Origin of the sequence: Pseudomonas sp. Je.1.5.c (assembly GCF_051129895.1) — a bacterium.
Classification (GTDB): domain Bacteria; phylum Pseudomonadota; class Gammaproteobacteria; order Pseudomonadales; family Pseudomonadaceae; genus Aquipseudomonas; species Aquipseudomonas urmiensis.
This window is the reverse complement of the sequence record NZ_JBCPSP010000001.1, coordinates 275,885-299,628: the sequence shown is the minus strand read 5'-3', so window position 1 is coordinate 299,628 and position 23,744 is coordinate 275,885. Positions and strand designations below refer to the sequence as shown.

Here is a 23,744-nt window from a genome sequence, read left to right as displayed (position 1 = left end):
CAAGGTCGTTTCGAGGCGTCTGCGTTGAGGCTTTGGCGCGTGCCCGGGGTGTCCATTGGTAGCGTTTAGCCGCCTACAGGTGTCGCCTTGGCCGCGCAGGCGACAGTTCAAGGAGACACCTGTTACACCCAAGCGCCGTGGATGCCTGCTCGATCACACTATCACTGCCCGCCGAGTGAAATTTTATTTGCTAGCTAAAACATAGGCTTGAATAGCTTCTGGGGTGTTTGCACAGCGCTGCGCGTAGGTGCTGGCGAGCAATGGCACCCGTATTGCTAACAACACCTGCATCGTCGCTGCAATTCGATCAATAAGAACAAATAGGTCAGGAGAGCTTCATGAGCGATTTCACCCGCCGTTCCTTCATCAAGACGGCCTCACTGGCATCGGCCGCTGTCGCTGCCGCCGGGATGGGCCTGTACAGCGGCAATAGCCGCGCCGCCGACTTCAAGCTGAAGTTTGCCAACAACCTGCCCATCAGCCACCCGATGAACATCCGTGCCCGGGAAATGGCCAAGGCGATCAAGGAGGAAACCAACGGCGCGCTGAGCGTGCAGGTGTTCCCCAGCAGCCAGCTGGGCAGCGATACCGACACCCTGGCCCAGGTACGCTCTGGCGCGGTCGACCTGTTCTCGCTGTCGCCGGTGATTCTCGGCACCCTGGTGCCGTCGGTGCAGATCAGCGCGGTGGGTTTTGCCTTCAAGGACTACCAGCAAGTCTGGAGCGCAATGGACGGCGCCCTTGGCGAGCACGTGCGCGGTGAGATCGCCAAGACCGGTACGCTGTTTGCCTATGAGCGGATGTGGGACAACGGTTTTCGCGTCACCACCACCAGCACCCGGCCGGTGGCCAGCCCCGATGACCTGCGCGGGATGAAGCTACGGGTGCCGCCGAGCCCGATCATCATGTCGATTTTCCGCGCCCTGGATGCAGCGCCGACCAGCATCAACTTCGCCGAAGTCTACTCGGCGCTGCAGACGCGCATCGTCGAAGGCCAGGAGAACCCGCTGACCCTGGTGTCCTCGGCCAAGCTCTATGAAGTGCAGAAGTATTGCTCGCTGACCAACCATGTCTGGGATGGCTTCTGGATGCTCGGCAACAGCGCCTCCATCGGCCGCCTGCCGCCTGAGCTGCAAGCGGTGCTGCGCAAGCACATCGAGGCGGCGGTGCTGGCCCAGCGCGATGACCTGGCCAAACTGGAAGGCACTACGCGCGACACCCTCAAAGGCAAGGGCCTGGAGCTGGTCGACTCGCCCGCCGAGCCGTTCCGCGCCAAGTTGCGCAGCGCCAATTACTACGCCGACTGGCACGAGAAGTTCGGCGACGAGGCCTGGGCCATTCTTGAGCAGTTCTCCGGGAAACTGGCCTGATGAGCGCGCCAGCGGTCACGGCCTCCAACGTTTCGCAGCGCCTGCCGGCCCGGGTGCTGATCTGCCTGAACACCTGGACCATGCGTGTGGTCGGGGTCATCGCCGTCACCTTGATGGTGATCGAGACCCTGGTGCTGCTGGCGGGGGTGATCGCCCGCTATGTGCTGCACAGCCCGTTGATCTGGTCCGACGAGTTGGCGTCGTCGCTGTTCATCTGGCTGTCGATGTTCGGCGCGGTACTGGCGCTGGACCGTGGCGAACACATGCGCATGTCGGCGGTGGTGAACAAGTTGCCGGCTGCCTGGCGCGGCTTCAGTGAAACCTTGTCGGCGCTGATCGTCTGTCTGTTCGTGGCGATGATCATTTCTCCGGCGATGCAGCATTCGCATGAGCAGATGTGGATTACCACGCCCGCCTTGGGCATCCCTGACGGGGTGCGCGCGGCAGCACTGCCGGTGGGCGCGGTACTGATGCTGTTGGCGGCGGTGGCGCGCATGGCGCGCTATTCGACAGTGCGCCAGTTCATGGCCGGGCTTGCGGTGGTGGCGGTGGTGGGGGCGGCGTTGTGGCTGGCCCAGCCATTGCTGGCGGCGATGGGTAACTACAACCTGGTGGTGTTCTTCCTGGTGCTGCTGGGGGCGTGCGTGTTTGGCGGTATCCCGATCGCCTTCGCCTTTGGTACGGCGACCATGGCCTACCTGGCCCTGGCTACCCATGCGCCGCTGTCGATCGTGGTCGGGCGCATGGACGAGGGCATGTCGCACATGGTGCTGTTGGCGGTGCCGCTGTTCGTCCTGCTGGGGGTGGTGCTGCAACTGTCGGGCATGGCCCGCACGCTGATCGACTTCATGGCCTCGCTGCTCGGCCATGTGCGCGGGGGCCTTCAGTACGTGCTGTTGGGGGCGATGTTCCTGGTGTCGGGGATTTCCGGCTCCAAGGTCGCCGACATGGCTGCGGTGGCCCCGGCCTTGTTCCCCGAGATGAAGCGGCGCGGCTCCAAGCCAGAGGAGCTGGCAGCGCTGCTGTCGGCCACCGGGGCGATGACCGAGACCATTCCGCCAAGCCTGGTGCTGATCACCATTGGCGCGGTGTGCAGCGTATCGATCACCGCGCTGTTCATTGGCGGCTTGATGCCGGCGGTGGTCGCGACAATCGCTATCGCGGTGGTCTGCTGGTGGCGGTCACGCAAGGAAGACGGACCGAAGATCGAGCGCGCACCGCTGTCGCGGGTGGCCAAGACCTTCCTCATTGCCTTGCCCGCATTGGCGCTGCCGCTGCTGATCCGCGTGGCGGTGCTCGAAGGCGCCGCGACCGCCACTGAGGTGTCGACCATCGGCGTGGCCTACGTGGTGTTGGTCGGCCTTGCCATGCACCTGTTCATGCGCCACATCGAGTTCGCCCGGCTGTACCCGATGCTGCTGGAAGCGGCGGCGCTATCGGGGGCGATTTTGCTGATCATCGGCATGGCCTCGGCGATGGCTTGGGCACTCACCCAGTCCGGGTTCTCTGCCTCGCTGGTCGAGCTGATCGAGGAAATCCCTGGCGGCACCTTTGGCTTCATGTTCGTCACCATTTTGGTGTTCCTGATTCTGGGCAGCGTGCTCGAGGGCATCCCAGCGATCGTGCTGTTCGGCCCGTTGATGTTCCCGCTGGCGGAAATGCTCGGTATCCATCCGGTGCACTACGCCATGGTGGTGATCCTGGCGATGGGCGTGGGCCTGTTCGCACCGCCTTTGGGGGTCGGCTTCTACGCCGCCTGTGCGATCAGCAAGACCTCGTCCGATCACGTTATACGCAGGGTTTGGGGTTACCTGGGGGCCTTGCTGGTGGCCCTGGTAGTGGTGGCCTGCTTCCCATGGATTTCCATTGGTTTCCTTTAAGAGAGGGCTGTCATGAGCCAAGCTGCGAAAACAACGATGTATGCGCCAGCCCACGGCCGGGTTGCGCTGGTGACGGGGGCTGCGATGGGTATCGGTGCGGCCATCGCCGAACGCCTGGGCCACGACGGCCACAGCGTAGTGGTGGCCGATATCAACCTGGCGGCGGCCGAAGAGATGGTCGCCGGGCTGCGGGTGCAGGGCATCGAGGCCCAGGCCATGGCCATCGATGTTGGCGATGCGCAGTCGATCAGTGCGCTGTTCGCCCAGCTGCGCGAGCACTATGGGCGCTGCGATGTGCTGGTCAACAATGCTGGCGTCGCCCGCACCCAGGCGTTTCTCGATACTGAGCTTGAGGGTTGGCAACGGCTGATGAACATCAACCTGACCGGCACCTTGCTGTGCAGCCAACAGGCGGCGCAGTTGATGCGTGAGCAGGGCTGGGGGCGGATCATCAACGTCGCTTCGATCAGTGGCATGCGCGCGAGCATGGGACGTACTGCTTATGGCACGTCGAAGGCAGCGGTGATTGGCCTGACCCGGCAGATGGCGATTGAACTGGCTGAGCATGGCATCACGGTTAACGGCATTGCACCGGGGCCGGTGGATACGCCACTGACCCAGACCCTGCATTCGGCGGCGACGCGTGAGTCGTATGCGCGGGCGGTGCCTCTACGCCGCTATGGCACGCCGGCGGAGATGGCGGGGGCGGTGGCGTTTCTGGCTTCTGAGGATGCCTCGTACATCAGCGGGCATGTGATCCCGGTGGATGGTGGCTTCATGGCTTCGGGGATCCTGGAGATCTGATCTGGCAGTGCCGGCCTCATCGCGGGGCAAGCCCGCTCCCACGCTACTCATGTTCAGTCAGTGTACCGGGCGCGTGGGAGCGGGCTTGCCCCGCGATGAGGCCAGTACCGACACCCCAGCAATCACCCCTCCAACCCCCGCTGCGCCTGATCCTCGCGCGTTGCCTGCTCGCCCGCCTGCAAAACCTCTCTTCGCTCAGACATCGTACCCGGGCTAGCGTGGGAGCGGGCTTGCCCCGCGATGAGGTCAGTACCGACACCCTCGCAATCACCCCTCCAACCCCCGCTGCGCCTGATCCTCGCGCGTTGCCTGCTTGCCCGCCTGCAGCGCCGTCTCGACAAAGGTGGCAATGCACGGGTTGTGGTTATCGGCCTTCCACACTGCCACCACTTCGATCACCGGCGCGTGCTTCAACGGCTTGAAGCTGGTGGTGGCCAGGCGCATGTTGCGCATCGAGCGCGGCACGATGGCGACCCCTAAGCCTTCACCCACCAGGTTGACGATGGTCTGCTGCATGTTGATCTCCATGCCGATGTTCGGCGTCACGCCGTGCTGCAGGCAGTAGTTGAAGATCATGTCGTGCAGCGCCGGGGCAATCCGCCTGGGCACGATGATGAACGGCTCGCCGGCCAGCGCTTGCGGGTCGATCAGCTCGTGTTCCATCAAACGATGCCCAGGCGGTAGCACCAAGGTCATTTCTTCGCGGTACAGGGTCACCGTCTCCAGGCCACTGCAATCCTGCGGCCGGTACATGATCGCCACGTCCTTGTTGCCACTGCTGATGTCCTGGGCCAGGTCCAGCGGCAAGGTCTCGGTCAACTTGAGGTTGACCTGCGGATACAGCGCTGCGTAGCGGCGGGTGATGGCCGGGGTGATGCTGTAGGCGGTCGACATCATGAACCCCACCGACAATTCGCCAGCCGCCCCGCGCGCAGCGGCCAGGGCATTGCGCTTGGCCTGCTCGAAGGCGGCGAACACCGTGCCGGTGTCCAGGTAGAAGCGCTGGCCGGCTTCGGTCAGCTCGACCCGACGCCGCGAGCGATCGAACAACTTCACCCCCAGTTCCTCTTCCAGCAGGGCGATCTGCCGCGACAACGGCGGCTGCGAGATGTGCAGGCGCTCGGCAGCGCGGCCAAAATGCAAGGTCTCGGCCAGGGTGCGGAAGTAATGCAAGTGGCGCAGTTCGATCACGTTGATGCTCGCAAAGGTATCAATGGATGCTTGATTATGTATTGGAAAATATAAGTGCGCCTACCTAATGTGATCAGGCAACACCCCTTCGGCCCCGGCCACGCCACAAGCGTCGCCCGCCGACATAGTCACAAGCTATAGAACAATAAAAGGTGACGCTGATGCATTCCCTGACTGACCCTGCTGTGCCGTACGCCACCACCGCCGAAACCGATATCGCCCATGACAGTGACCCTCAGGTGCGCCAGGCCTTTCGCCGCGCGTTGCGCCTGATGGAGCGTGGCATTGCCGTGCTGATCCGGGGCGAAACCGGCACCGGCAAAGAGATTCTTGCCCGTGCCCTGCATGCCCACAGTCAACGGCGCAACGCCCAACTGGTGGCGCTCAACTGTGCCTCGATCCCCGAGACGCTGATCGAAAGCGAGCTGTTCGGCTACAGCCGTGGTGCCTTTTCCGGCGCGTTGCCGGGTGGCAAGAAGGGCAAGGTCCAGCAGGCGGATGGCGGCACCTTGTTTCTCGATGAGATCGGCGATATGCCCTACGAGCAGCAGACCCGTCTGCTGCGGGTGATCGCCGAGCGTGAAGTGACCCCGCTGGGCGCCGAACGCAGCCTGCCGGTGAATTTCGCCTTGGTCTGCGCCACCCACCAGGACCTGACCGCGCGGGTGGCCGACGGCAGTTTTCGCGAGGATTTGTTCTATCGCATCGCCACTGGCGTGGTGGAGCTACCGCCGCTGCGCGAGCGCACCGATCGCGGCGAGTTGCTGTGCAACATGGTTGCTCATGAACTGCCCGGTTGCGATCCGCGCCAGGTGATCAGCGCTGAAGTCTGGTCGCTGCTGCTGACCCACGCCTGGCCCGGCAACCTGCGCCAGATGCGCGCGGTGATCCGCTATGCCTGTGCGGTGATGGAAGGTGCGCGGATCCAGCGCGGCGATCTGCCGGTGGACTTCCTCGCCCAGTTGCCGCCTGCCTCAGGCGCAGTACGTCCGCTGATGCCTAATGTCACGCCGATTCGCCCGATTCGCCCGACTCGCGCAGGCGATGAGCGCGCCGATGTGCTCGAAGTGCTGCAAGCCTGTCGCTGGAACATGTCGGCGGCGGCGCGTGAGCTGGGTATCTGCCGGCCATCGCTGTACCGGGTGCTACGGCGCCTGGATATCCCTCCGCTCAAGGAACAGTTGGCGCTGGGCGCCTGCCGCAACGCCTGATCCGCATCACCCACTGATCGCACAGATCCAACGCCCCTTGCCGTGCAGGGGGCGGGCCTGACTTCGACCTCATGAAGGAATAACAACAATGAATGCCGCTGCCGCTTACGCCCCTTTGAACTTCACCCTGACCGGTCGCACCGCATTAGTGACGGGCGCCGCCCGCGGGATTGGCCACGCCATCGCCGTCGCGCTTGGCCACTGCGGGGCGCGGGTCGCCCTAGCCGATCTTGACCCACAGGCCGCGGAGCGTGCGGCCGAACTGCTGCGTGCACAGGGGATCGAGGCTATTGGCGTGGGGGTGGATGTGGCAGAGGAGCAGCAGGTGCAGGCGATGGTCACGCAGGTCGAGCGACTGTTCGGTGGGGTCGATATTCTGGTCAACAACGCCGGGATCGTTTCTACAGCGCCGCTGCTGGAGCTGACCACGGCGGAGTGGAATCGGGTCATGGCGATCGATCTCAACAGCGTGTTCTTCTGTGTCAAGGCGGTGCTGCCGGGGATGATGGATCGGCGTGCCGGGCGGATCATCAACATCGCTTCGGTAGCCGGTAAGCGCGGGGGAGGGTTGTTGGGCAACAGTTGCTATGCGGCGGCCAAGGGTGCGGTGATCGCCCTGACCAAGGGGCTGGCGCGTGAGGCGGGGCCGTTCGACATTACTGTAAACGCAGTGTCGCCGGCACTGACCGATACCGAGATGACCAGCGTGCTGGCGCCGCAAGCTCGGGCGCAGGTGCTGGCGCAGATGCCGCTGGGGCGTGCTGGGACGCCACGGGATATTGCTGCGGCAGTGTGTTTCTTGGCGTCGGCGGAGGCAGGCTTTGTCACCGGTGAGATCATGGATGTGGATGGCGGGTTCATGCGCGACTGAGCGATGCTACGGGCGCAAAGCTAGTAGGCGCGGGACAATCCCGCGCCTACAGATCGGCGTGTGCCTTAGCGGCCCTGCCAGATGCCGTAGCCAGTAAGGCGCTCACGATCATGGGCCAGGCTGAAGTCCTGTAGCGGCCCTTTAGGCACGATGCCATTGGGGTTGATGGTCTTGTGGCTCATGTAGTAGTGCTTCTGGATATGCTCCATATCCACGGTGCCTGCCACTCCAGGCCACTGATACAGCTCACGCAGCCAGTTGGACAGATTCGGGTAGTCGCTCAACCGTCGCAGGTTGCACTTGAAGTGGCCATGGTAGACCGCATCGAAACGCACCAGGGTGGTGAACAGGCGCACGTCGGCCTCGGTCAGGTATTCACCGGCCAGATAGCGCTGGCGGCTGAGCAGCGCTTCCAGGTAGTCCAGTTCGTTGAACACTTCGTCGAACGCCGCTTCATAGGCCTCTTGGGTGGTCGCGAAACCTGCTCGGTACACGCCGTTGTTCACTGCCGGATAGATGCGCTCGTTCAACGCTTCAATGGCTGGGCGCAGCGCTTCGGGGTACAGGTCAAGACGATTGCCGGTCAGCTCATCGAAGGCACTGTTGAAAATGCGGATGATCTCGGCCGACTCGTTGTTGACGATGCGCTTTTGCTTTTTGTCCCACAGCACAGGCACGGTCACTCGGCCGGTGTAGTTGGGGTCATCCTGGGTATAGCGCTGGTGCAGGAAGTCGAGGCCGTCGAGCTGATCGCCGCTGGAGCCATTTTGCTTATCGAAGGTCCAGCCATGCTCGCCCATCAGCCAGCTGACCACCGAGACGTCGATCAGCGGCTCCAGGCCTTTGATCGCGCGGAAAATCAGGGTGCGGTGTGCCCACGGGCAGGCCAGTGACACATACAGGTGATAGCGGCCGGCTTCGGGGGCGGGCAGCTGATTACGCCGTTGTGCGTTCTCGCGCTGGAACGCGCCGTCCTTGCTGGTCTGGTACCACTGGTCATGCCAGCGGCCATCAATCAAAAGGCCCATGGTGAGCTCCTCGGAACAAAGTTGTTTGTCGTTGGAGCCCAGTCTAGGGCTTATCGTTCGAATAAATAGCGCAAAGACTGCGCTGTTCTTATCGAATTAATTGATGTTTTTGCGCTCTGCCCAGTAAACACGGGCATTGCCGAAAGCCTGCTCGCGATCTTGCCCAAGCCCGCGCAGGGCCAGGGCCATGGTTGCGATCACCGCCATTTCGCCGTAGCTGTCTTGCGCTTCGCCGCGCCAGACCGCAAGCAGTTGCTCAGGCTGCAGGCTGGCCGGTTTGACATGGCGCTGGGCGCTCATGGCCGGCCACTCTTCGTCCCAGTTCTCGCCGCCGCTGGTGCCGTACAGATGGCTGGCAACGTCCGGGTTGATCTCGATCTCGCCGCCGTCACCTTTGATCACCACGGCGTGGTCGCCCAGCAAACGGCTGGCCTCGCGGTGCACTGCCTGGTAGCCGGGGTGGAAAATGCTTTGCAGGCCGCAACGCGCTGCCAGCGGATTGAGCACCCGGGCCAGCGAGTGAATCGGCGAACGCAGGCCCAAGGTGTTGCGCAGATCGATCATTCGTTGCAGCTGGGGCGCCCAGTCCTGCAACGGGAAGAAGGCCAGGCGCTGTTCATCGAGGGCGTTGGAGACCGCTTGCCAGCTGCGACACAGCGGAATTTCCAGCAGGGTCAGCAACTGCTCGGTGTACATCCGGCCTGCGGTGTGGGCGCCACCGCCATGCAGCATGATCCGCACGCCATTGCCGGCCAGGCACTTGGCCGCCAGCAAATACCAGGGTAGATGGCGCTTTTTGCCGGCGTAGCTGGGCCAGTCCAGATCGACAGCGATGTTCGGCGCTTGCAGGTGCGTGCGCAGCGCCTCGGTGAACCCAGCCAGCTCCTCGGCGCTTTCTTCCTTGTGCCGCAAGAGCATGAGGAAGGCGCCCAGTTGGGTATCCTCGACCTTGCCTTCGAGCAGCAGGGTCATCGCCGCGCGGGCCTCTTCTCGGGTCAGGCCGCGGGCGCCGCGCTTGCCTTTGCCTAGGATGCGCACGAATTCGGCGAAGGGGTGTTCGGCTGGCGTTTCCAGGGTGAGCGGGCGCAGTTCGGCGCAGAGTTCGGTCATATGCAATTGGTCGGCTTGGGCAGGCCCGCCAGCTTGGCGGCGAGTTTGGCGGGAGTGCCGTTGAACAGGCGATTGAGGTGTGGGCTGTTGCCTTTTTCCGCGCCCAGCTTGAGTGCGGTGTACTTGATCAGCGGGCGGGTGGCTGGCGACAACTCGAACTCCTGGTAAAACTGGCGCAGCAGTTCGAGGATCTCCCAGTGATCCTGGCTCAGGGCGATGGCCTCGCGCGCAGCCAAGGCCTCGGCGACGGCGGGGGACCAGTCTTGCAGGTCGACCAGAAAGCCGTCCTTGTCCAAAGCGATCTGCTGATCGCCGACAGTCAGGGTGCTCATAACCAGCTATTTACCTTGTCATACTTGAGCGACAGCGCAACGAAGGCCGGGTAGTCCACGGCTTCGGCCAAGGCACCATCAATGCCGCCAATGCCGCGGGCCTGCAGGTCTTCGTCGAGCGCGTACAGGCGAGCCTCCAGGCTGGCCGCTTGCAACAGCCGCTGTGGCTCAGTGCCGGTACGCAGGGCGTAGACCGCATCCCCGCACAGCAGCAGCGCATCGTCAGCACCCAGTAACCGCAGGCAGCTTTGCAGGCGGTTGTCGCCAAACGGTGAGTGGGCAATTACATGCAAGGTCGTCATCAGAGCGTTACCACCTGGTCGAATCGGGCAATCAGTGCGGCCAGGGCCGCGTCGTCCAGCACTTCTACCGGCAGCGCCAGTTCGCCACTTTCAAGGCCGCGCTCGGCCAGGCTATGGCCGCAGGCGAACAGCGCCTCGACGCCAAACATCGGCAGTGCCTGCAGGTTGGCAGCGAGGTTCTTCTGCTGCAACTGTGCCGGTTGCTGACCTTCGGCCAACTGGAATACTCCGTCATCGAGAAACAGCATGCCCAGCGGTAGGTCGAAGGCACCGCCGGCCAGGGCAATGTCCAGGGCTTCGCGGGCAGAAGGGCCGTTCCACGGTGCCTGACGGCTGATGATCAATAAGGATTTGGCCATTTTCAATCGCCTCCGAAACAGACCAAGCGGTCGGCAACTTGCGCCGCCTCGTGCAACTGGCCAAGGCCGGACAGCTCCCACGGCGCTGGCAGGTTCACGGCGGGGCGCTGGTAGCGGTTGGCTTCGCTCTCGTCCAGCACGCCACGGCGCAGGGCCGCGGCGATGCACACCACAGCGTCGAGCTGATGCTCGCTGATGAAAGTGCGCCACTGCGCGGCGACGTCCAGTTCATCCTGGGGTGCGACGACGTTGGCCGAGGCGCTGTGCACCCCGTCCTGATAGAAGAACAGGCGGGCAATCTCATGCCCGCCGGCCAGCACCGCTTCAGCGAAGCGCAGGGCGCGGCGCGAGGAGGGCGCATGGGCTGGGGAAAAAACCGCGATGGCGAATTTCATGGGAGGCTCTTGCAACGTAATGCGGCCATGATAAAGCAAAAAAACCCGGATAGAGTGCGGGGCAAGCCCGCTCTCACGTCAATCCTACCAACAGGACGAGCAACGTGAGAGCGGGCTTGCCCCGCGATAGCTAACGCTCAGTCGACGCTTAGTGCTGATCCTTGCTCTCTGGCAGGAACCAGTTCAGCACCAGGGCGCAGATGCCGCCGGTGGCCACACCCGACTCCAGCACGTTACGCAGCGCTGCGGGCATATGCGCAAGGAATTCTGGCACCTGCGCCACGCCCAGGCCCAGCGCCAGGGACACGGCAATGATCAACAGGGCACGGCGATCCAGACGGGTGCTGGCCAAGATATTGATGCCCGAAGCCGCCACGGCGCCGAACATCACCATCGCCGCGCCACCCAGCACTGGCTCAGGCACTGCCTGGATTACCCCGGCAACGCTTGGGAACAGGCCGAGCAACACCAACATGGCTGCGATCCAGATGCCGATATGACGGCTGGCGATACCGGTCAGCTGAATCACCCCATTGTTCTGGGCGAAGATCGAACTGGGGAAGGTATTGAACACCCCGGCCAGCAGCGAGTTGGCGCCGTTGACCAGCACACCGCCCTTGATCCGCTGCATCCACAGTGGCCCTTCGACCGGCTCGCGCGACACTTTGCTGGTTGCAGTGACGTCACCAATGGCTTCCAGCGAAGTCACCAGGTAGATCACCAGCATCGGAATGAACAGCGCCCAGGAGAAACTCAGGCCGAAATGCAGTGGCATCGGCACCTGGAACACAGCAGCCTCGTGCATACCGGTAAAGTCCAGGCGGCCCAGATAGCCGGCCAAGGCATAGCCAACTGCCAAGGCAATAACGATGGCGCAACTGCGCATCCACACTACCGGAATGCGGTTAAGCACCACGATAATCGCCAGCACCACACCCGACAGCAGCAGGTTCTCGCCATTGGCGAAGGTGCCATTGCCCATTGCCGTGAAGCCACCGCCCATGCTGATCAGGCCAACCTTGATCAGGGTCAGGCCGATCATCAGCACGACGATGCCGGTCACCAGCGGGCTGATCAGGCGTTTGACGAACGGCAGGATACGCGACACGCCCATCTCGACGAACGAACCGGCGATTACCACACCGAAGATCGCCGCCATTACCCCTTCAACCGGCGTGCCTTGCTTGACCATCAGCGCACCACCGGCAATCAGCGGCCCGACGAAGTTGAAACTGGTGCCCTGCACGATCAGCAGCCCCGCACCAAACGGGCCGAAGCGCCGGCACTGGACGAAGGTGGCGATACCCGAGATCACCAGCGACATCGACACGATCAGGTTGGTATCGCGCGCCGACACGCCCAATGCCTGGCAGATCAGCAGGCCCGGGGTCACGATCGGCACGATGATCGCCAGCAGATGCTGCAGTGCAGCCAGCATGCCGATCAGTGGCCGCGGCTTGTCCTCAAGGCCAAGGACCAGTTCATTGGCAGGCGCTGGCGCGCCGGGCCCGTGTTCGATGGAACTCATGGGAAGCTGCCCCGGAAGAAAAAAGGAGCGCATTCTACGGGGCGCTAGGCAATTGGGGTAGGCCCCAGGCTCATTTGCCGCTTACTGGGCGATTTCGTGTTCGCCCCCCGCAGTTTCAACTCGTGGGAGCGGGCTTGCCCCGCGATGAGGCCAGCGCAAACAACACACCATCTGGGGCGCACAAAAAAGCCCGCCGAAGCGGGCTTTGCGTTACTCGATCAGCAACATCGATCAGTCATCACGACCCATGATGCCAAACAGCTGCAGCAGGCTGATGAACAGGTTGTAGATCGATACATACAGGCTGATGGTCGCCATGATGTAGTTCCGCTCGCCGCCATGAATGATGGCGCTGGTCTGGAACAGAATGCAGACCGACGAGAACAGAACGAAGCCAGCGCTGATCGCCAACTGCAGGCCGCTGATCTGGAAGAAGAAGCTGGCAACCACAGCGCCGAGCAGAACGAAGAAGCCTGCAGTGATGAAGCCACTGAGGAAACTCATGTCCTTGCGGGTGATCAGCACGTAGGCCGACAGACCACCAAACACCAGCGCGGTCATGGCAAATGCCGAGCTGACCACTTCAGCGCCACCGGCCATGCCCAGGTAGCGGTTGAGGATCGGGCCAAGGATGAAGCCCATGAAACCGGTGAGGGCGAAGGTGGAGACCAGGCCCCAGACCGAATCACGCAGCTTGGCGGTGAGGAAGAACAGCCCGTAGAAGCCGATCAGCACCACGAAGATGTTCGGGTAACCGACGCGCATCTGCTGCGCGACGAACGCCATCACACCGCTGAAGGCGAGGGTAAGCGCCAGCAGGCTGTACGTGTTGCGCAGGACCTTGCTGACCTCCTGCTGCTCGACCTGCTGGCCGTGTTGTACGGCATAATCCTGTTCGCGCATGGCGACACTCCTGTGGGGTTGAAACCTATGGATGCTGTGAGCATACCAGAGCCGCCGCAGGCCGCGACACAGAGAGTTTGACAGCTTGTTACATTACGGTATTATGGCGCCGCAAATCTGTTCCGGAAGCGTGGCCGAGTGGTTTAAGGCAACGGTCTTGAAAACCGTCGATGGGCAACTATCCTAGAGTTCGAATCTCTACGCTTCCGCCATATTCAAAGCCCTGATTATTCAGGGCTTTTTGCGTTTTTGGGGCATAGAGAAAGTACCCATGGGAACGCCCTGGGGAATGGTTTGATTTGACAGCGCTGACAATACTTCCCTACTTGGTGGGTTTCGCCAGGGCTCCAATTCGGCGATAAACCCGCTCGGTAATGTCGCCCTTGGTGTGGCCCAGTAGCAGGCTGGCGTGGTCGACATCGGTGATCTCGGAAGCCGCCTTCGGGCGAATGTCGCGGAACTGGAACTGGCTGATCCGGCCGGCCAGAACCTGGTCACCGGCGGCGACTGCTTCCTTCACTGCTTCCTCTCTGGCGTCATCCCAGCGATGGCGCAGCATAGGTGCGGTCACCCGTCTGCCGTTATCGGTCAGCAGCAGGTAAGGCGAACTATGTGAAGCATTGCGTTCCAGTATCTTCCTGATCAGGACGCCTAGGCTGCTCTCCACGCCATCGACCTCGAGCATGATCCGCAACTTCTTGTGGGTCTTCTTCTGCTTCACGCCGAGCGCCTTGCCCTCGATGTCATCCCGCCTCATCACCAGAACGTCCGCTGGACGCTGGCCCGTCAGATACGCCAAGTCCATGGCGTCCTTCAGTTCACCCACTGCTTTCGCATACACCGCGTTCCAGATCGCGTCGTTGGCGTAGAAGTCCCGCGGCACTTCCCTGTTCTTGCGCACGCCCTGACACGGGTTCTCGTTGGTGGTGAGCCCCCATTCCCGGGCGATGTTGAAGATGTGCGAGAGGGTGGCGATCTCGCGGTTCGCCCTGACCGGTGCTGTCCTGGCATCGCGATACTTCGCCACGTGCGCAGGCGTGATTCCGTCGATTGGCGCCTTCTCGAAGTAATTCCGCAGCTGGCGTATCTCGGCCAAGTTGTCCTTCTGGGTGCGCGGCGCCTTCTTCGGGATAATGTCACGCTCGTACCGATCGAATATCGCGCCCATGGTGACCAGGTCCTTCGGCTTTTCCTTCGCCTCAAGTTCGGCCCATTTCAATCGTGCCAGGCTCAGGTCGGTGCCCAACGGCACCGGCTTCCCTGACTTCTCCAAGTAGAAGTAGCTGATCCACTCCTTATTGGGGTTCTTCTTGCTCTTGCTGGTGCGCTTGCGTCGGTACATGCCCGGCGGCAAGTCCCTGTTCTCTGTCTTCCTGGGGCGCATTTCACCTCACCTTCGAAATGTCTGGTGTCCACGTGGGGGCGGCCGGCGGCGGTGGCGCCATTGGTACCACCTCAAGGGTTACGCCCAGCTTCATGCGGACGTAGTGGCGACCAACCAAAGGCCGCCCGCTTCGGGTCTCAACGAATACCCAGCCGCGCTCTTTGAGCCAGCGGCGCTGGTAGCCCCTGGCCTTGTAGCCGGTCAGCTCGACCAGCTCTTCGTCCGAAAGGATCTCGGTTTCCATGGGATGGTCTCCACGCCGCCGGTGGCGGCAGGTTGGTTGTCAGGCTGCTGGCGCAGGGCTGACGATGTAGTAGCTGGTGCACCTGCAGCGCGGGCACACCATGGTGCTGGCGCCCTTAAGCCATTTGCAGGGCGCGAGCACGCGCTCGCTCTCCTTGTGCTGGTTGCGGCACCGGGAGCACTTCACTGTGATATCGGACACGGTTCATCCTCGCCCGCGCATGTCGGTGGGCTTGAGTTGTGGTTGGGAATGGATTACTCGCCGTACTGCTTGCGGATGCGGCGGGCGATGGCTCGAAGCTCCGAGTCCATCTCGAACATCTCGTTGTTGTCCCGACGGGAGACAACGGGCGACCTGGTGACGTTGCGACCACCGAGGATCCAGGCTGCCAAAAGGATCAGCGCTGACTCCAGCTGGCGCCGGAGCCAACCTCTGTGCGGAATCATCGCGGCCCCCTGTAGATCAGGTAGGCCATGTAGGCGAGTGCAATCACTATTTATTCTCCGAAGGCCCGCATTGAGCGGGCCGATGAGATAAGGGGCTATTTACGCGAAGCCCAGTACGCATCGACTAGATCCCGTCGCAGCCGATACCTGTCGTCAAAGTCGATCAGTCCTTTGCGCAATAGGCGTTCTGTCCACTGGTCCCAGTCCTTAATAAACCGATCTCTTCCCCTACGTTTGTGGACTGGTGCGAGGGTTATTACGGAATCAATGAAGTGGCTCATGTGGCTCTCCTGCTCGTGAGTGAGCCTTGATTGTCAAGAGTGAGGGGTGTCGGTTTCCCGACTATTTGCAGTGGGCTAGAGCGAGTACTTCTTATCATCCCATTGAGGCGCGCCAGCCGCGGGTGTTAGTCCTTTTTCGCGTTCGCTCGGAGATTGCTGGCGCTGGTTGCCGGCCTGCAGCTGGCTGTCGGGGATGCAGCTGATGCCGACCCCATTGAGCAGGTAGCAGGTGACGCCGCGCTGGCTGTCGTGCTGCACGTCGATGACGTTCTCTTGTGGCTGAGGTGCTGCGCTGGCGCCGGTGGCCAGCAGCAGGAGGCAGAGGGCGAGGCGGGTCATGGCTGAACCCTCTTGAACTCGACGACCCAGACCCAGGGGTTGGCGTTCCAGCAGTCGGCCCCGTTGATGGATACCCAGAGCTCGCGCCAGGCGTCGAACGGGTCTGCCCAGTTTCCCGGCCCTGGCTCGCTCTTGAGTGGGTGGTAGTAGTGTTCGCCGTCGCCGTGGTGAATGCGGTGTATGCCCTCGGCGACGTAGCGGCTTTCGAAATCCGTCTCGCCCTCGCCATCCTGCAGTCGCTCGACGCGCACGTCGGTGACCTCCAACAAGATGCGACTATCGCGCCGGCGCATGTGGATGCTGGGCTTCCAAGGGCCACCGTAGTCGGTTCGGTTATCGCATTCGCGGTAAACCACCCAGCTTTCTTCGGGCGCCTGGGCCACGTTGATCTGGGCCCAGGTCTCACGCACCCACAGGCGGTCGCCTGGCCGGCCGTATGGACATTCAGGGTTGCGTTTGGTCGGGTCTGGGTGGCGGATGAACGGCTGGCCAAGACCGTAGCTGCCGATATCGCCCTTGCTGTTGGGCTGCACCTTCACAGCCCGGCGGGTGACGGTCTTCCGGCCCTCCAGGATGGCGCGGACCATATGCCCGCTGAACAGGATCGGGCGTTCCTTTGCTTGAGACATAGCTTCACCTCGCCGCCACTCGGCGGATTAGTTAAGATCGGTGGAAATAAGTGGGACCAGGGGAGGTCCATCAGGCAGAAGTCTTGGAAGGCTCAAATCCTTGCTGCGCAAGTTGGATGGAAAGACCATGCCGGATATAGAAAAAAGATATCGCGCTTACAAATTGCTGCGGGAGCTGGACTCGCTCACTTCAACCATCATGAATCAGGTAGCTTACGGCCGCTTGGGAGGTCCAGAATGGCAAGCAGCATGCGACGCGCACCGCGCTGCGTTCAACGCCTGGATTGAATTTGCTGATTCGGTTACAGCCGAAGCGAGAGACAGAGCCAGCCCTTCTTAATACGTATGAAACTTATACAAAATATCAGATCTGTATAACTTTTTTGCCGACTGTCGCTTCGCTAGGTTTTCTGATCTATGTCACTTGAAGTTTTTTGTGCGCGATTTATTTTGACCCTCTAATGGACGAACAATAAAGATTGGAGGAGGGTCACATGCGAGTTCGTGGAAATGTGTTCTGGGAATGGGCAGATCCATCGCTTCACCACCGTACACACGACGAAACACTCGACGACGGAACGCATATTGACGTTGAGGTGAGGCTTTCATCCACAGGGCAAACACAGATGTTCATCGGCGTTTATGCACCCGAAGGCTTGGCCGTGCACGAGGAGGCTTTCGATTCCCGTCCTGGCGAGTCGATGACTCGGGCGATGGCATGGGGTGTAGGGCGGGCGCGCCGGATAGCGACTGAAGGTTTGCATGCCGTCACACCCAAAGCTTCCGCTGGGTAGAGCTGCCGTTCACTCTAGCTGGCTCGGGATCGGAAGCTGAGCCAGCCCCTGTCCACCGCCATCATGGCACCAAGGCGGAGTACAAATGTACTCCTTACGCGCAGGCTGAAAGAAATATTGATCGAATCGGAATCGCTGATGTCACTACAGTGTCCCTCCGTGAGAGGGGATGCTGCTGCTACATTGCGAGAACCGAAATGCCTCAGTCAGATGAGCGATACATCGCTTACCAATTGCTGCGTGAGCTTGAAGCTATCACGTCTTCAATAATGGCCCAGGTAGCGTACGGACGATTCAGGGACGCCGCCTGGTTAGCGGCTCAAGTGGCGCACCGGGAAGCTTTCGAGAAGTGGATGCTTCATGCTGCGACACTCAATCCGCCTGAGAGCGGGTTGACGGCCTCTGATGGGACGTTTGCCGGGGAGGTTCTGGCGGACCCTCTTAATCCTCTGGGCCTCGACCCCAATCAGCTGCCCTGAAAGTTAGCGATAGGGCGAGTGGGCAGTCGCTCAACTTCGCCAGGATCGGCAGCGCTGGCGAACACAGGTCGGATCTCGCGCATAATGCCGAACTGATTGAAACGCCCGACTTCATGCGAATGCATGGCGCGTGTGGTGTCGCAGCACTCACGCCACGGCGTCCACTGTGATCCTGGTCTGTCGGTCATGGTGCGTACCTGGTAGCCGACTGGCTCAACCTGATGCTGCTCGGATGGCTGAGCCAATAGGGCGCGCAGCTCGTCAGCAGCACGCAGCCAGCCGTCGCGCACGTACACGCTGTCAGGCAGCTTCGGTAACTCCTCGCATTTGTCCAAGGCGTCGCTCAAGGCCACGAAGTCGACCCGCTTACAGTCAATTCCTTCGTCCCCGCAATCCTCGCTGTTATCGGCAAGCCAGTGCGCGGCGCTGGCCACTCCGGCCAGAAGGCTGATGAGCTGCAGGGCGCGCTCACACGGTACGCTGACCATCTCTGTGTTGCTGTATCGGTTTTCTGTGGGCATGGGGATACCTCAAGCGAGACGTTCAAGTTGTTGTTGGATGCGCTGGCCGATCCAGCGGACGACGAAGACGGCCTTGCTGTTGCCGATCGCCTTGTAGCGCGGGCCGTCCGGGCATAGGCCTGGGACGCGACCGCGATAGGGGGGCAGTGTGTAGTCGTCAGGAAAACCCTGTAGACGCTCGCACTCCCGCGGGGTGAGGCGGCGCACACCGCTGGGGCCTTGCACTGCCACCTGGCCGCCAGAGTTGGGGTGGCTGCCGCTGTGTCCCATGGCTCGCAACGTGGGAGCCAACTCGCCAGCATCCGCGCCGTGGTCCTTGCAACTGAAGGCGATGCATGGCTGCCCTTGGCCGGGCTTTCCGCCCCCAGCTGAGAGTGTTCCCACTACTTGGCCATCCCCCCCTTCCAACCGCACCTCGGCCCTGCTGTTCTCGGCGAAGGCGAGCACGGCGTTTTCCATGCCGTTGTTCCGCCCGAGCGTGTGAGCCTGCTCGTATCGGACATCGGGATCTTGTGTGCCGTGGACCACCAGCATGCCGCTTTCGGCGTCCTGCTGAGTGGCGCTTCCGGCCGCCTTGCCGTTGGCTTGGAGTGTACCGCTCACAACAAAGGCCTCGGATTCGAAATCCATCCGTCCACTGGCGCTGGAGCAAGCGTTGCGAGCTGGCGCTACATCAATCGGCCCGCTTGTGTTGTTTCCTCCGAATACCCTCGGCCAATCTGGTGGTGAGACTACATGGCCTCCTGTAGCTCCGTCTGTTCCAGGGAAGCCGCCTCCTTCAGTGCGAGCATCAAGGGTGCAGGCAACGTCTTGCCCCTCGCCTCGGCGCGGCGGAGTATCCCGGCGCACGCTTTCGCGCTCAAAAAGTACTTCGAGGGGATCGAACCCTGCTCGAGCACTTGCGACAACGAACACACGGCGGCGTCGTTGGGCCAGGCCGAAATATTGGGCATCCAGAATCCGCCATGCGGCTGTTCGCGTGGGTCCATACACACAACCAGCGTCCTTCCATTTGCCCCCTGGCGGTTGGAGTTCTTCGGATTCGCCCACCAGGGCGCCGAGGAAGCAGCCAAACGCGTTGCCTTTGTCGGAGAGGACGCCGGGGACGTTTTCCCAGAGGCAGGTAGCCTCGGGCTCGCCGCGCTTGATTCGAACATGGTCAATTGCATCGAGCAGCTCCACGTATTTGATGGTGAGGGCGCCGCGGGGGTCGGCCAGACCTTCGCGCATGCCGGCCACGCTGAAGGCCTGGCAAGGCGTGCCGCCGACCAGCACCTCGGGCGCCGGGATCTTGCCGGACAGCACCATGGCTGCCAGGCGGGTCATGTCGCCGTGGTTTGGCGTAGCAGGGTAGTGGTGAGCCAGCACCGCGCAGGGGAATGGCTCAATCTCGGCGTACCATTCGGCACTCCAGCCCAGCGGGTGCCAGGCTACGGTCGCGGCCTCGATGCCGCTGCAGACACTTCCGTAGGTGATGGCCATTTGGTTGTCCTTCATCTTAGATGTTATAAATCGCTAAGAAATTTACTGATGTGATCGCGCGACCTTTATTACTTAGGAATTTGTTATGAACTGGTTTGAGCTGGATGCGGATGCTCTTAGTTACCATAATCTGATGGGCGCATCCCGAGCAGGGGAGCGGCTATTATCGGCATCAGAGATGAATTCGTTTTCTGAGCTTGGTTGGTATTATTATGTTGTTGCTATTTTGGTTTTGCTAATTCTGGGCTGGGTAGTTTTTCGAATTGCCAAGGGCTTGGCTCTAAATATTGGAAGTTATTGGAAGATCTCGTCTGTTTTGTTGTCGGTGCTGGCGGTCTATTCGGCTTTTTTCATTATTCTCCTTTGGGAAGTTCCTTTTACAGAGATTCCTGGTCAGCTTCGAGAAGGAACGTTTGGTGACAGTTTTGGTACACTCAACACGTTGTTTTCGGGGTTCGCATTTTCTGGCGTGCTTATTAGCTTACTTTTTCAACGTAAAGATTTAACCGAAACTCGTAGGCAAATCACCCGTCAGCAGATAGAGTCGCAGTTCTATAGCATGCTATCGTTGCAGCATAGTGTTGTTGCTGAGTTTGATCTAAAAAAGGATGGCGCTGTAACTATGGCTGGGAGGGATTGTTTCAAGACGTGGTACAACTACCTCCGGAAATGCTATTTAGAAAGGTTGCGTAATCATGATGGGGGGGTCGAGGAGGCCTATGAAGATGTTTGGGTTAGATATCGCGGAGATTTGAGTCTGTATTTTCGAAGTCTCTATTCAGTGTTTCGGTATGTGTCTGAGTGCGATCATTCTGATAAGTTAAAATTTGGAGTTATTGCCAGGTCGTTTTTGTCTGACTTCGAGCTAGTTATTCTGTTCTATAACTGCTTGAGTTTGAGAGGGTATGGGTTTCAGAAATACGCAGAGGAGTTCGCTATTTTTAATAATTTGGATCCAATGATGCTTATGGAGGTGTCTCATCTAGCACTCATGGAAGAAAGTGTTTATGGGAGAAGCAATGAAATGCGCCAGTGGCGGAGCTTTCTATTGGAAAGTGAAGAAATACACTGAAATTGAGGGTTGGAGGGTAGCGCCGGAGGGTCAGGCGGCTTTGACCTCGCCCTGCTGGGCGACGATTGCCTTAGCTGCGTGGTTGATCAGGTACAGGCGGTTGATCAGGCTTTCGCGCGGCTTGTCGATGGTGATCTCCCAGTAGTCGCAGCCCAGGCCAAGCTCTTCGTGGTGCTCGCCCATGAACATGCTGGCTTGCTCGACGTAGCTGATGTCATCGGCCTCGCTCAGGAGATCGTTCAGCGAGTCCCAGAAGTCGCGGCCATCCTCGCCATAGGGAATGGCTGCAAGATGCTCTTTAACCAGCTTCCGGAGCTCGTCCCATCGGCCGGCCTCGTGGCGTCCGCCGTCGTTGCGCATCCACTCGGGCAGGGCGTCGAACTGGTCTTCGTCGGTGTTATCGCAGACCTGGCTGCATACGCCAATAACCAGTGCCGCGCGGAAGGCTTGCTCGTCAAACTCACGCTCGCGGCAGTGCTCTTCAAGCTTTGAGTGGATGTAGTAGCCGATGTCGTCGCCCGCCAGGAACTCAATGCCGTAGGACAGGCCGACGTTGAAGGTCAGGCCGTCGATATCACCGATCGTGGCGATACCGAATCGGGTGATCAGGATGTCGAATGCGTAGCTGGTGGTGCGCGGGGCCTTGCAGCGCCATGCCTTCAGCTGGTCGGTGTCAGCCAGGACGGTGTATTCGTGGTCTTTCAAGCACTCGGCGGCTCGCTCGCGGCGCCCGGCCTTTTCGGCTTTTCGCTGAGCGATCCATTCTTGGTGGCGTTGTTCGTCGTTCATGGCTCTCTCCATGCATGCGCCGCCCTCCGTGGCCGGATGCGGCATGGTGGCAATTTGGTTTGTGATGGGGTATTACGGGGGACCGGCATGGGGCCGGGTCAAGGAGCGATGATGCAGGACTACTCAGATCGCGAGTTAGACGGGGCGCTTATTGCGGCAATTCATCACGAAAGCTTCCTTATGAAGGCGAGCCATGATGAATTTATCCGATTGGGCGAAAAGCAAATCCTAGCGGTGCTGACCCCAACCGAGCAGGTGCAGCTATTCAGTAGCTACAGCTCCTTCCTGCATCACCTATATGAATTTTGCGTCGCATGTTTCATGCGCGATCAAGGCACTGACAAAGGTTTCTCAGGTCATGCAGGGTCGGTTAAGAAGGACGCGCTTTTCCAGTCAGAGGCCAGACGAGTGTTTCGCTCCATTGTCGAGCGGCTAAATTCGGGGCGGGGTTACGGATGGGAAAATGATGTCGCGTATTATGACATCGAAATTCCACCTGATTTCGGCGCTAAATTTAGGAAAGTTCGAAACAGCGCTGCCCATGCCATTACTGATCGGACCTCAGGTGAGGTTGACCTTTCAGATTTTTATGAGAAATACCATAAGTACGCCTACGAAATATTCCGAGCAGCCTTTCAGTACTGGGGGAAGTACGATATTGGCCAGCTGGACATGAAAGCCATCGGGCGCTTTACCGTTATCACCGCTGAGCACGCTCAATTGATTGAAGGCGCAAAGACCTCATCCCCCGGATCTTTCTGAATCATCAGCATGCTCTTCCGGTCGAAGGCTAGGGCCAGGCGCGGCGAGATGTTGATCTCATGCCGCGGCGGGGTGAGAAACTTCGCCGCGTGCATCCGGCCTAGGGCGTGAATTCCGTGAATCAGCGCCTCGATCATCTGGCTGTAGGTGGCGTCCACCCACCCGCATATCGCTCGCAGGTGCTGGGCGGTTCGCTTCCTGGCTGACAGCCGCAGCGACTCAGACCGCGCCACAGATCGGTGAGCTTCAATTTCGTGGCGCGCGATCCTGAACAGAGCGTGATGCCCGAGCGCTTCGATGTGGTGAATCATCAGCGTCATCGCCTCGCCCTGTTCCTCTATGCTGGCCCACTCCATCAGCTCTAGCAGGGCCTGTTTAGTCCCTGATCGAACCTTCAAACGCAGGTCTTCTTCCTGGTGTTTTGCTGACTTCTCGCGCCGGCGCCGGTCGCGCTCTGCCTGGTCCATCGCCATACGGCACCTCTTTCAATCCGCTGGGCGGGATGTGTATGTGCAACTGGCGGCGACGCTGCTGCGTGAGTTTCTGGATGCGTCTCATGGGTGGCACACCTCAATAGGTGTTTTCTTCGTCGAGCCAGAGGGCATAACCACCAGTAGACGCTTGTTTCCTCGGTATACGCCCCAAGGCTGACCAGTGGATCTGGCCATGGCCGCCGCGTACTTCACGGCGGGCACGGGCTGGGAGATTGTGGCGATCATGGCCTACCCCCGATTCCGCTGGAGCGGGAAGTCAATGTCGAACTCGGCAAGAATGCGCGCGAACCTGCAGTTACCGATGCCCAGCTCCAAAGTCACGCCCCACCGGGACTTGCCGGCACCACGCAGGGCAATGATCTTGTCGGCGAGGTCACGATCCTCCTGGCTCGGTTCGGTCTTTACCTTCTCCGGTCTGGCCGGTTTCGGCGGGCTGAAGAACCTAAATCCTCCCCGCGCTGCTACGCCCCAGAGAGCGGTCTTGGTTTCGCCCAGCAGCTTTGCGACCTCACCACAGGTCATGGTCTTGGCGAGCTCTTCGATCTGAGCTGTGCGTGCCTTGGCGCGGCTTTTACGTTCGCCGCCGCGCTCCTGCTTGACTGGCTTGACCCGCGTCGGCTTCGGCTCAGGGTGATGGCGCTGCCGGAAGGGCACGTACTGGAACCCCTCCAGCACAATGATCCGGCCGCCAGACGAGAGGAAGGCCGCTTTGGCGGCCTCCAGGTCGATTGATGGGTTCATGCT

At 60.8% G+C, this 23,744-nt stretch carries 26 protein-coding genes and 1 tRNA gene; 9 read left to right on the top strand and 18 right to left on the bottom strand.

The features are described 5' to 3' along the window. Window positions 1-338 precede the first annotated feature (338 nt). The 3 genes from AAZU54_RS01560 to AAZU54_RS01550 are packed head-to-tail and all read left to right on the top strand — an operon-like array spanning window position 339 to window position 4,054. Window positions 339-1,370 (top strand): TRAP transporter substrate-binding protein, encoded by a 1,032-nt coding sequence (locus AAZU54_RS01560; RefSeq protein WP_186557752.1) that lies wholly within the window; start codon window positions 339-341, stop codon window positions 1,368-1,370. Further along, on the top strand, window positions 1,370-3,250 hold the full coding sequence (locus AAZU54_RS01555; RefSeq protein ID WP_202885273.1) for a TRAP transporter large permease: 1,881 nt from the start codon (window positions 1,370-1,372) through the stop codon (window positions 3,248-3,250). Before AAZU54_RS01560 ends, AAZU54_RS01555 begins: the two co-directional genes overlap by 1 nt. Before the next feature lie 12 nt (window positions 3,251-3,262). Then, on the top strand, window positions 3,263-4,054 hold the full coding sequence (locus AAZU54_RS01550) for an SDR family NAD(P)-dependent oxidoreductase (protein WP_392464226.1): 792 nt from the start codon (window positions 3,263-3,265) through the stop codon (window positions 4,052-4,054). Window positions 4,055-4,321: 267 nt separating this feature from the next. On the opposite strand, the gene AAZU54_RS01545 is transcribed toward AAZU54_RS01550, so the two are convergent. Continuing rightward, the gene (locus tag AAZU54_RS01545) at window positions 4,322-5,245 is read right to left on the bottom strand and encodes a LysR family transcriptional regulator (protein ID WP_405129334.1); all 924 of its coding nucleotides are present in this window, start codon (window positions 5,243-5,245) and stop codon (window positions 4,322-4,324) included. Window positions 5,246-5,406: 161 nt separating this feature from the next. Here AAZU54_RS01545 and AAZU54_RS01540 point away from each other — a divergent pair, with 161 nt between their 5' ends. Then, entirely contained in the window at window positions 5,407-6,456 is a 1,050-nt protein-coding gene (locus tag AAZU54_RS01540; protein ID WP_434726414.1) for a sigma-54-dependent Fis family transcriptional regulator, read from the top strand. 88 nt (window positions 6,457-6,544) lie between these two features. After that, window positions 6,545-7,327 carry an SDR family NAD(P)-dependent oxidoreductase gene (locus AAZU54_RS01535; RefSeq protein WP_186555080.1) on the top strand — a complete coding sequence of 261 codons (783 nt, stop codon included), beginning with the start codon at window positions 6,545-6,547 and terminating at the stop codon, window positions 7,325-7,327. A 65-nt stretch (window positions 7,328-7,392) separates the two neighbouring features. Here AAZU54_RS01535 and AAZU54_RS01530 read toward each other — a convergent pair whose 3' ends face one another. The 8 genes from AAZU54_RS01530 to AAZU54_RS01495 form a co-directional block, all read right to left on the bottom strand. After that, a complete protein-coding gene (locus AAZU54_RS01530) occupies window positions 7,393-8,355 on the bottom strand; it encodes a glutathione S-transferase family protein (RefSeq protein ID WP_434726413.1) in 963 nt (320 codons plus the stop codon). A gap of 96 nt (window positions 8,356-8,451) precedes the next feature. After that, on the bottom strand, window positions 8,452-9,465 hold the full coding sequence (locus AAZU54_RS01525) for a glycosyl transferase family protein (RefSeq protein WP_186555082.1): 1,014 nt from the start codon (window positions 9,463-9,465) through the stop codon (window positions 8,452-8,454). Next, a complete protein-coding gene (locus tag AAZU54_RS01520; RefSeq protein WP_312152548.1) occupies window positions 9,462-9,797 on the bottom strand; it encodes a TusE/DsrC/DsvC family sulfur relay protein in 336 nt (111 codons plus the stop codon). The genes AAZU54_RS01525 and AAZU54_RS01520 overlap by 4 nt, the downstream gene beginning before the upstream one ends. Further along, window positions 9,794-10,099, bottom strand: a complete 306-nt coding sequence (gene tusB / locus AAZU54_RS01515) for a sulfurtransferase complex subunit TusB (protein ID WP_392464232.1) — start codon at window positions 10,097-10,099, stop codon at window positions 9,794-9,796. Before tusB ends, AAZU54_RS01520 begins: the two co-directional genes overlap by 4 nt. After that, window positions 10,099-10,458, bottom strand: a complete 360-nt coding sequence (tusC, locus tag AAZU54_RS01510; protein ID WP_434726412.1) for a sulfurtransferase complex subunit TusC — start codon at window positions 10,456-10,458, stop codon at window positions 10,099-10,101. The genes tusB and tusC overlap by 1 nt, the downstream gene beginning before the upstream one ends. A gap of 2 nt (window positions 10,459-10,460) precedes the next feature. Beyond that, window positions 10,461-10,853: a sulfurtransferase complex subunit TusD gene (gene tusD, locus AAZU54_RS01505; protein ID WP_434726411.1), complete on the bottom strand. Its 393-nt coding sequence runs from the start codon at window positions 10,851-10,853 to the stop codon at window positions 10,461-10,463. A 148-nt stretch (window positions 10,854-11,001) separates the two neighbouring features. Continuing rightward, entirely contained in the window at window positions 11,002-12,381 is a 1,380-nt protein-coding gene (locus AAZU54_RS01500) for a nucleobase:cation symporter-2 family protein (protein WP_186555087.1), read from the bottom strand. Between the two features lie 231 nt (window positions 12,382-12,612). Next, window positions 12,613-13,284 (bottom strand): Bax inhibitor-1/YccA family protein, encoded by a 672-nt coding sequence (locus tag AAZU54_RS01495; RefSeq protein WP_186555088.1) that lies wholly within the window; start codon window positions 13,282-13,284, stop codon window positions 12,613-12,615. A 124-nt stretch (window positions 13,285-13,408) separates the two neighbouring features. Between AAZU54_RS01495 and AAZU54_RS01490 the strand changes: the two genes are divergently transcribed. Next, window positions 13,409-13,496, top strand: a tRNA-Ser gene (locus AAZU54_RS01490). Window positions 13,497-13,606: 110 nt separating this feature from the next. Here the strand turns inward: AAZU54_RS01490 and AAZU54_RS01485 are convergent. The 4 genes from AAZU54_RS01485 to AAZU54_RS01470 all read right to left on the bottom strand — a co-directional run bounded on the left by AAZU54_RS01485 (window position 13,607) and on the right by AAZU54_RS01470 (window position 16,607). Beyond that, window positions 13,607-14,668, bottom strand: coding sequence for a tyrosine-type recombinase/integrase (locus AAZU54_RS01485; protein ID WP_434726410.1), 1,062 nt, complete (start codon window positions 14,666-14,668; stop codon window positions 13,607-13,609). A gap of 1 nt (window position 14,669) precedes the next feature. Next, complete coding sequence (locus tag AAZU54_RS01480; protein WP_434726409.1) at window positions 14,670-14,912, bottom strand: DUF4224 domain-containing protein; 243 nt, start codon at window positions 14,910-14,912, stop codon at window positions 14,670-14,672. A gap of 802 nt (window positions 14,913-15,714) precedes the next feature. After that, window positions 15,715-15,978 carry a hypothetical protein gene (locus tag AAZU54_RS01475; protein ID WP_434726408.1) on the bottom strand — a complete coding sequence of 88 codons (264 nt, stop codon included), beginning with the start codon at window positions 15,976-15,978 and terminating at the stop codon, window positions 15,715-15,717. Then, window positions 15,975-16,607: a hypothetical protein gene (locus AAZU54_RS01470; protein WP_434726407.1), complete on the bottom strand. Its 633-nt coding sequence runs from the start codon at window positions 16,605-16,607 to the stop codon at window positions 15,975-15,977. The genes AAZU54_RS01475 and AAZU54_RS01470 overlap by 4 nt, the downstream gene beginning before the upstream one ends. Before the next feature lie 494 nt (window positions 16,608-17,101). Between AAZU54_RS01470 and AAZU54_RS01465 the strand changes: the two genes are divergently transcribed. Beyond that, window positions 17,102-17,401, top strand: a complete 300-nt coding sequence (locus AAZU54_RS01465) for a hypothetical protein (protein ID WP_434726406.1) — start codon at window positions 17,102-17,104, stop codon at window positions 17,399-17,401. Between the two features lie 466 nt (window positions 17,402-17,867). Here AAZU54_RS01465 and AAZU54_RS01460 read toward each other — a convergent pair whose 3' ends face one another. Then, on the bottom strand, window positions 17,868-18,401 hold the full coding sequence (locus AAZU54_RS01460; RefSeq protein ID WP_434726405.1) for a hypothetical protein: 534 nt from the start codon (window positions 18,399-18,401) through the stop codon (window positions 17,868-17,870). Between the two features lie 9 nt (window positions 18,402-18,410). Beyond that, entirely contained in the window at window positions 18,411-19,883 is a 1,473-nt protein-coding gene (locus AAZU54_RS01455; RefSeq protein ID WP_434726404.1) for a DNA cytosine methyltransferase, read from the bottom strand. 85 nt (window positions 19,884-19,968) lie between these two features. Here AAZU54_RS01455 and AAZU54_RS01450 point away from each other — a divergent pair, with 85 nt between their 5' ends. After that, window positions 19,969-20,955 (top strand): putative phage abortive infection protein, encoded by a 987-nt coding sequence (locus tag AAZU54_RS01450; protein ID WP_434726403.1) that lies wholly within the window; start codon window positions 19,969-19,971, stop codon window positions 20,953-20,955. Between the two features lie 30 nt (window positions 20,956-20,985). Here the strand turns inward: AAZU54_RS01450 and AAZU54_RS01445 are convergent, their stop codons facing one another. Beyond that, complete coding sequence (locus AAZU54_RS01445) at window positions 20,986-21,744, bottom strand: hypothetical protein (RefSeq protein WP_434726402.1); 759 nt, start codon at window positions 21,742-21,744, stop codon at window positions 20,986-20,988. Between the two features lie 111 nt (window positions 21,745-21,855). Here AAZU54_RS01445 and AAZU54_RS01440 point away from each other — a divergent pair, with 111 nt between their 5' ends. Continuing rightward, window positions 21,856-22,506, top strand: a complete 651-nt coding sequence (locus tag AAZU54_RS01440; RefSeq protein WP_434726401.1) for a hypothetical protein — start codon at window positions 21,856-21,858, stop codon at window positions 22,504-22,506. On the opposite strand, the gene AAZU54_RS01435 is transcribed toward AAZU54_RS01440, so the two are convergent. Next, window positions 22,461-22,979, bottom strand: a complete 519-nt coding sequence (locus AAZU54_RS01435) for a hypothetical protein (RefSeq protein ID WP_434726400.1) — start codon at window positions 22,977-22,979, stop codon at window positions 22,461-22,463. The genes AAZU54_RS01440 and AAZU54_RS01435 overlap by 46 nt on opposite strands. 249 nt (window positions 22,980-23,228) lie before the next feature. Continuing rightward, window positions 23,229-23,741 (bottom strand): hypothetical protein, encoded by a 513-nt coding sequence (locus tag AAZU54_RS01430; RefSeq protein ID WP_434726399.1) that lies wholly within the window; start codon window positions 23,739-23,741, stop codon window positions 23,229-23,231. Window positions 23,742-23,744: the final 3 nt, after the last annotated feature.

What these genes read in the sequence shown, in the direction of transcription:
- AAZU54_RS01485 (WP_434726410.1), bottom strand. Translation starts at nt 14,668, where the DNA reads ATGCGCCCCAGGAAGACAGAGAACAGGGACTTGCCGCCGGGCATGTAC.
- AAZU54_RS01455 (WP_434726404.1), bottom strand. Translation starts at nt 19,883, where the DNA reads ATGGCCATCACCTACGGAAGTGTCTGCAGCGGCATCGAGGCCGCGACC.
- AAZU54_RS01470 (WP_434726407.1), bottom strand. Translation starts at nt 16,607, where the DNA reads ATGTCTCAAGCAAAGGAACGCCCGATCCTGTTCAGCGGGCATATGGTC.
- AAZU54_RS01555 (WP_202885273.1), top strand. Translation starts at nt 1,370, where the DNA reads ATGAGCGCGCCAGCGGTCACGGCCTCCAACGTTTCGCAGCGCCTGCCG.
- tusB (WP_392464232.1), bottom strand. Translation starts at nt 10,099, where the DNA reads ATGACGACCTTGCATGTAATTGCCCACTCACCGTTTGGCGACAACCGC.
- tusC (WP_434726412.1), bottom strand. Translation starts at nt 10,458, where the DNA reads ATGGCCAAATCCTTATTGATCATCAGCCGTCAGGCACCGTGGAACGGC.
- AAZU54_RS01500 (WP_186555087.1), bottom strand. Translation starts at nt 12,381, where the DNA reads ATGAGTTCCATCGAACACGGGCCCGGCGCGCCAGCGCCTGCCAATGAA.
- AAZU54_RS01525 (WP_186555082.1), bottom strand. Translation starts at nt 9,465, where the DNA reads ATGACCGAACTCTGCGCCGAACTGCGCCCGCTCACCCTGGAAACGCCA.
- AAZU54_RS01440 (WP_434726401.1), top strand. Translation starts at nt 21,856, where the DNA reads ATGCAGGACTACTCAGATCGCGAGTTAGACGGGGCGCTTATTGCGGCA.
- AAZU54_RS01445 (WP_434726402.1), bottom strand. Translation starts at nt 21,744, where the DNA reads ATGAACGACGAACAACGCCACCAAGAATGGATCGCTCAGCGAAAAGCC.
- AAZU54_RS01550 (WP_392464226.1), top strand. Translation starts at nt 3,263, where the DNA reads ATGAGCCAAGCTGCGAAAACAACGATGTATGCGCCAGCCCACGGCCGG.
- AAZU54_RS01530 (WP_434726413.1), bottom strand. Translation starts at nt 8,355, where the DNA reads ATGGGCCTTTTGATTGATGGCCGCTGGCATGACCAGTGGTACCAGACC.
- AAZU54_RS01475 (WP_434726408.1), bottom strand. Translation starts at nt 15,978, where the DNA reads ATGACCCGCCTCGCCCTCTGCCTCCTGCTGCTGGCCACCGGCGCCAGC.
- AAZU54_RS01560 (WP_186557752.1), top strand. Translation starts at nt 339, where the DNA reads ATGAGCGATTTCACCCGCCGTTCCTTCATCAAGACGGCCTCACTGGCA.
- AAZU54_RS01460 (WP_434726405.1), bottom strand. Translation starts at nt 18,401, where the DNA reads ATGCCCACAGAAAACCGATACAGCAACACAGAGATGGTCAGCGTACCG.
- AAZU54_RS01535 (WP_186555080.1), top strand. Translation starts at nt 6,545, where the DNA reads ATGAATGCCGCTGCCGCTTACGCCCCTTTGAACTTCACCCTGACCGGT.
- AAZU54_RS01520 (WP_312152548.1), bottom strand. Translation starts at nt 9,797, where the DNA reads ATGAGCACCCTGACTGTCGGCGATCAGCAGATCGCTTTGGACAAGGAC.
- AAZU54_RS01465 (WP_434726406.1), top strand. Translation starts at nt 17,102, where the DNA reads ATGCGAGTTCGTGGAAATGTGTTCTGGGAATGGGCAGATCCATCGCTT.
- AAZU54_RS01430 (WP_434726399.1), bottom strand. Translation starts at nt 23,741, where the DNA reads ATGAACCCATCAATCGACCTGGAGGCCGCCAAAGCGGCCTTCCTCTCG.
- AAZU54_RS01495 (WP_186555088.1), bottom strand. Translation starts at nt 13,284, where the DNA reads ATGCGCGAACAGGATTATGCCGTACAACACGGCCAGCAGGTCGAGCAG.
- AAZU54_RS01540 (WP_434726414.1), top strand. Translation starts at nt 5,407, where the DNA reads ATGCATTCCCTGACTGACCCTGCTGTGCCGTACGCCACCACCGCCGAA.
- AAZU54_RS01480 (WP_434726409.1), bottom strand. Translation starts at nt 14,912, where the DNA reads ATGGAAACCGAGATCCTTTCGGACGAAGAGCTGGTCGAGCTGACCGGC.
- tusD (WP_434726411.1), bottom strand. Translation starts at nt 10,853, where the DNA reads ATGAAATTCGCCATCGCGGTTTTTTCCCCAGCCCATGCGCCCTCCTCG.
- AAZU54_RS01450 (WP_434726403.1), top strand. Translation starts at nt 19,969, where the DNA reads ATGAACTGGTTTGAGCTGGATGCGGATGCTCTTAGTTACCATAATCTG.
- AAZU54_RS01435 (WP_434726400.1), bottom strand. Translation starts at nt 22,979, where the DNA reads ATGGCGATGGACCAGGCAGAGCGCGACCGGCGCCGGCGCGAGAAGTCA.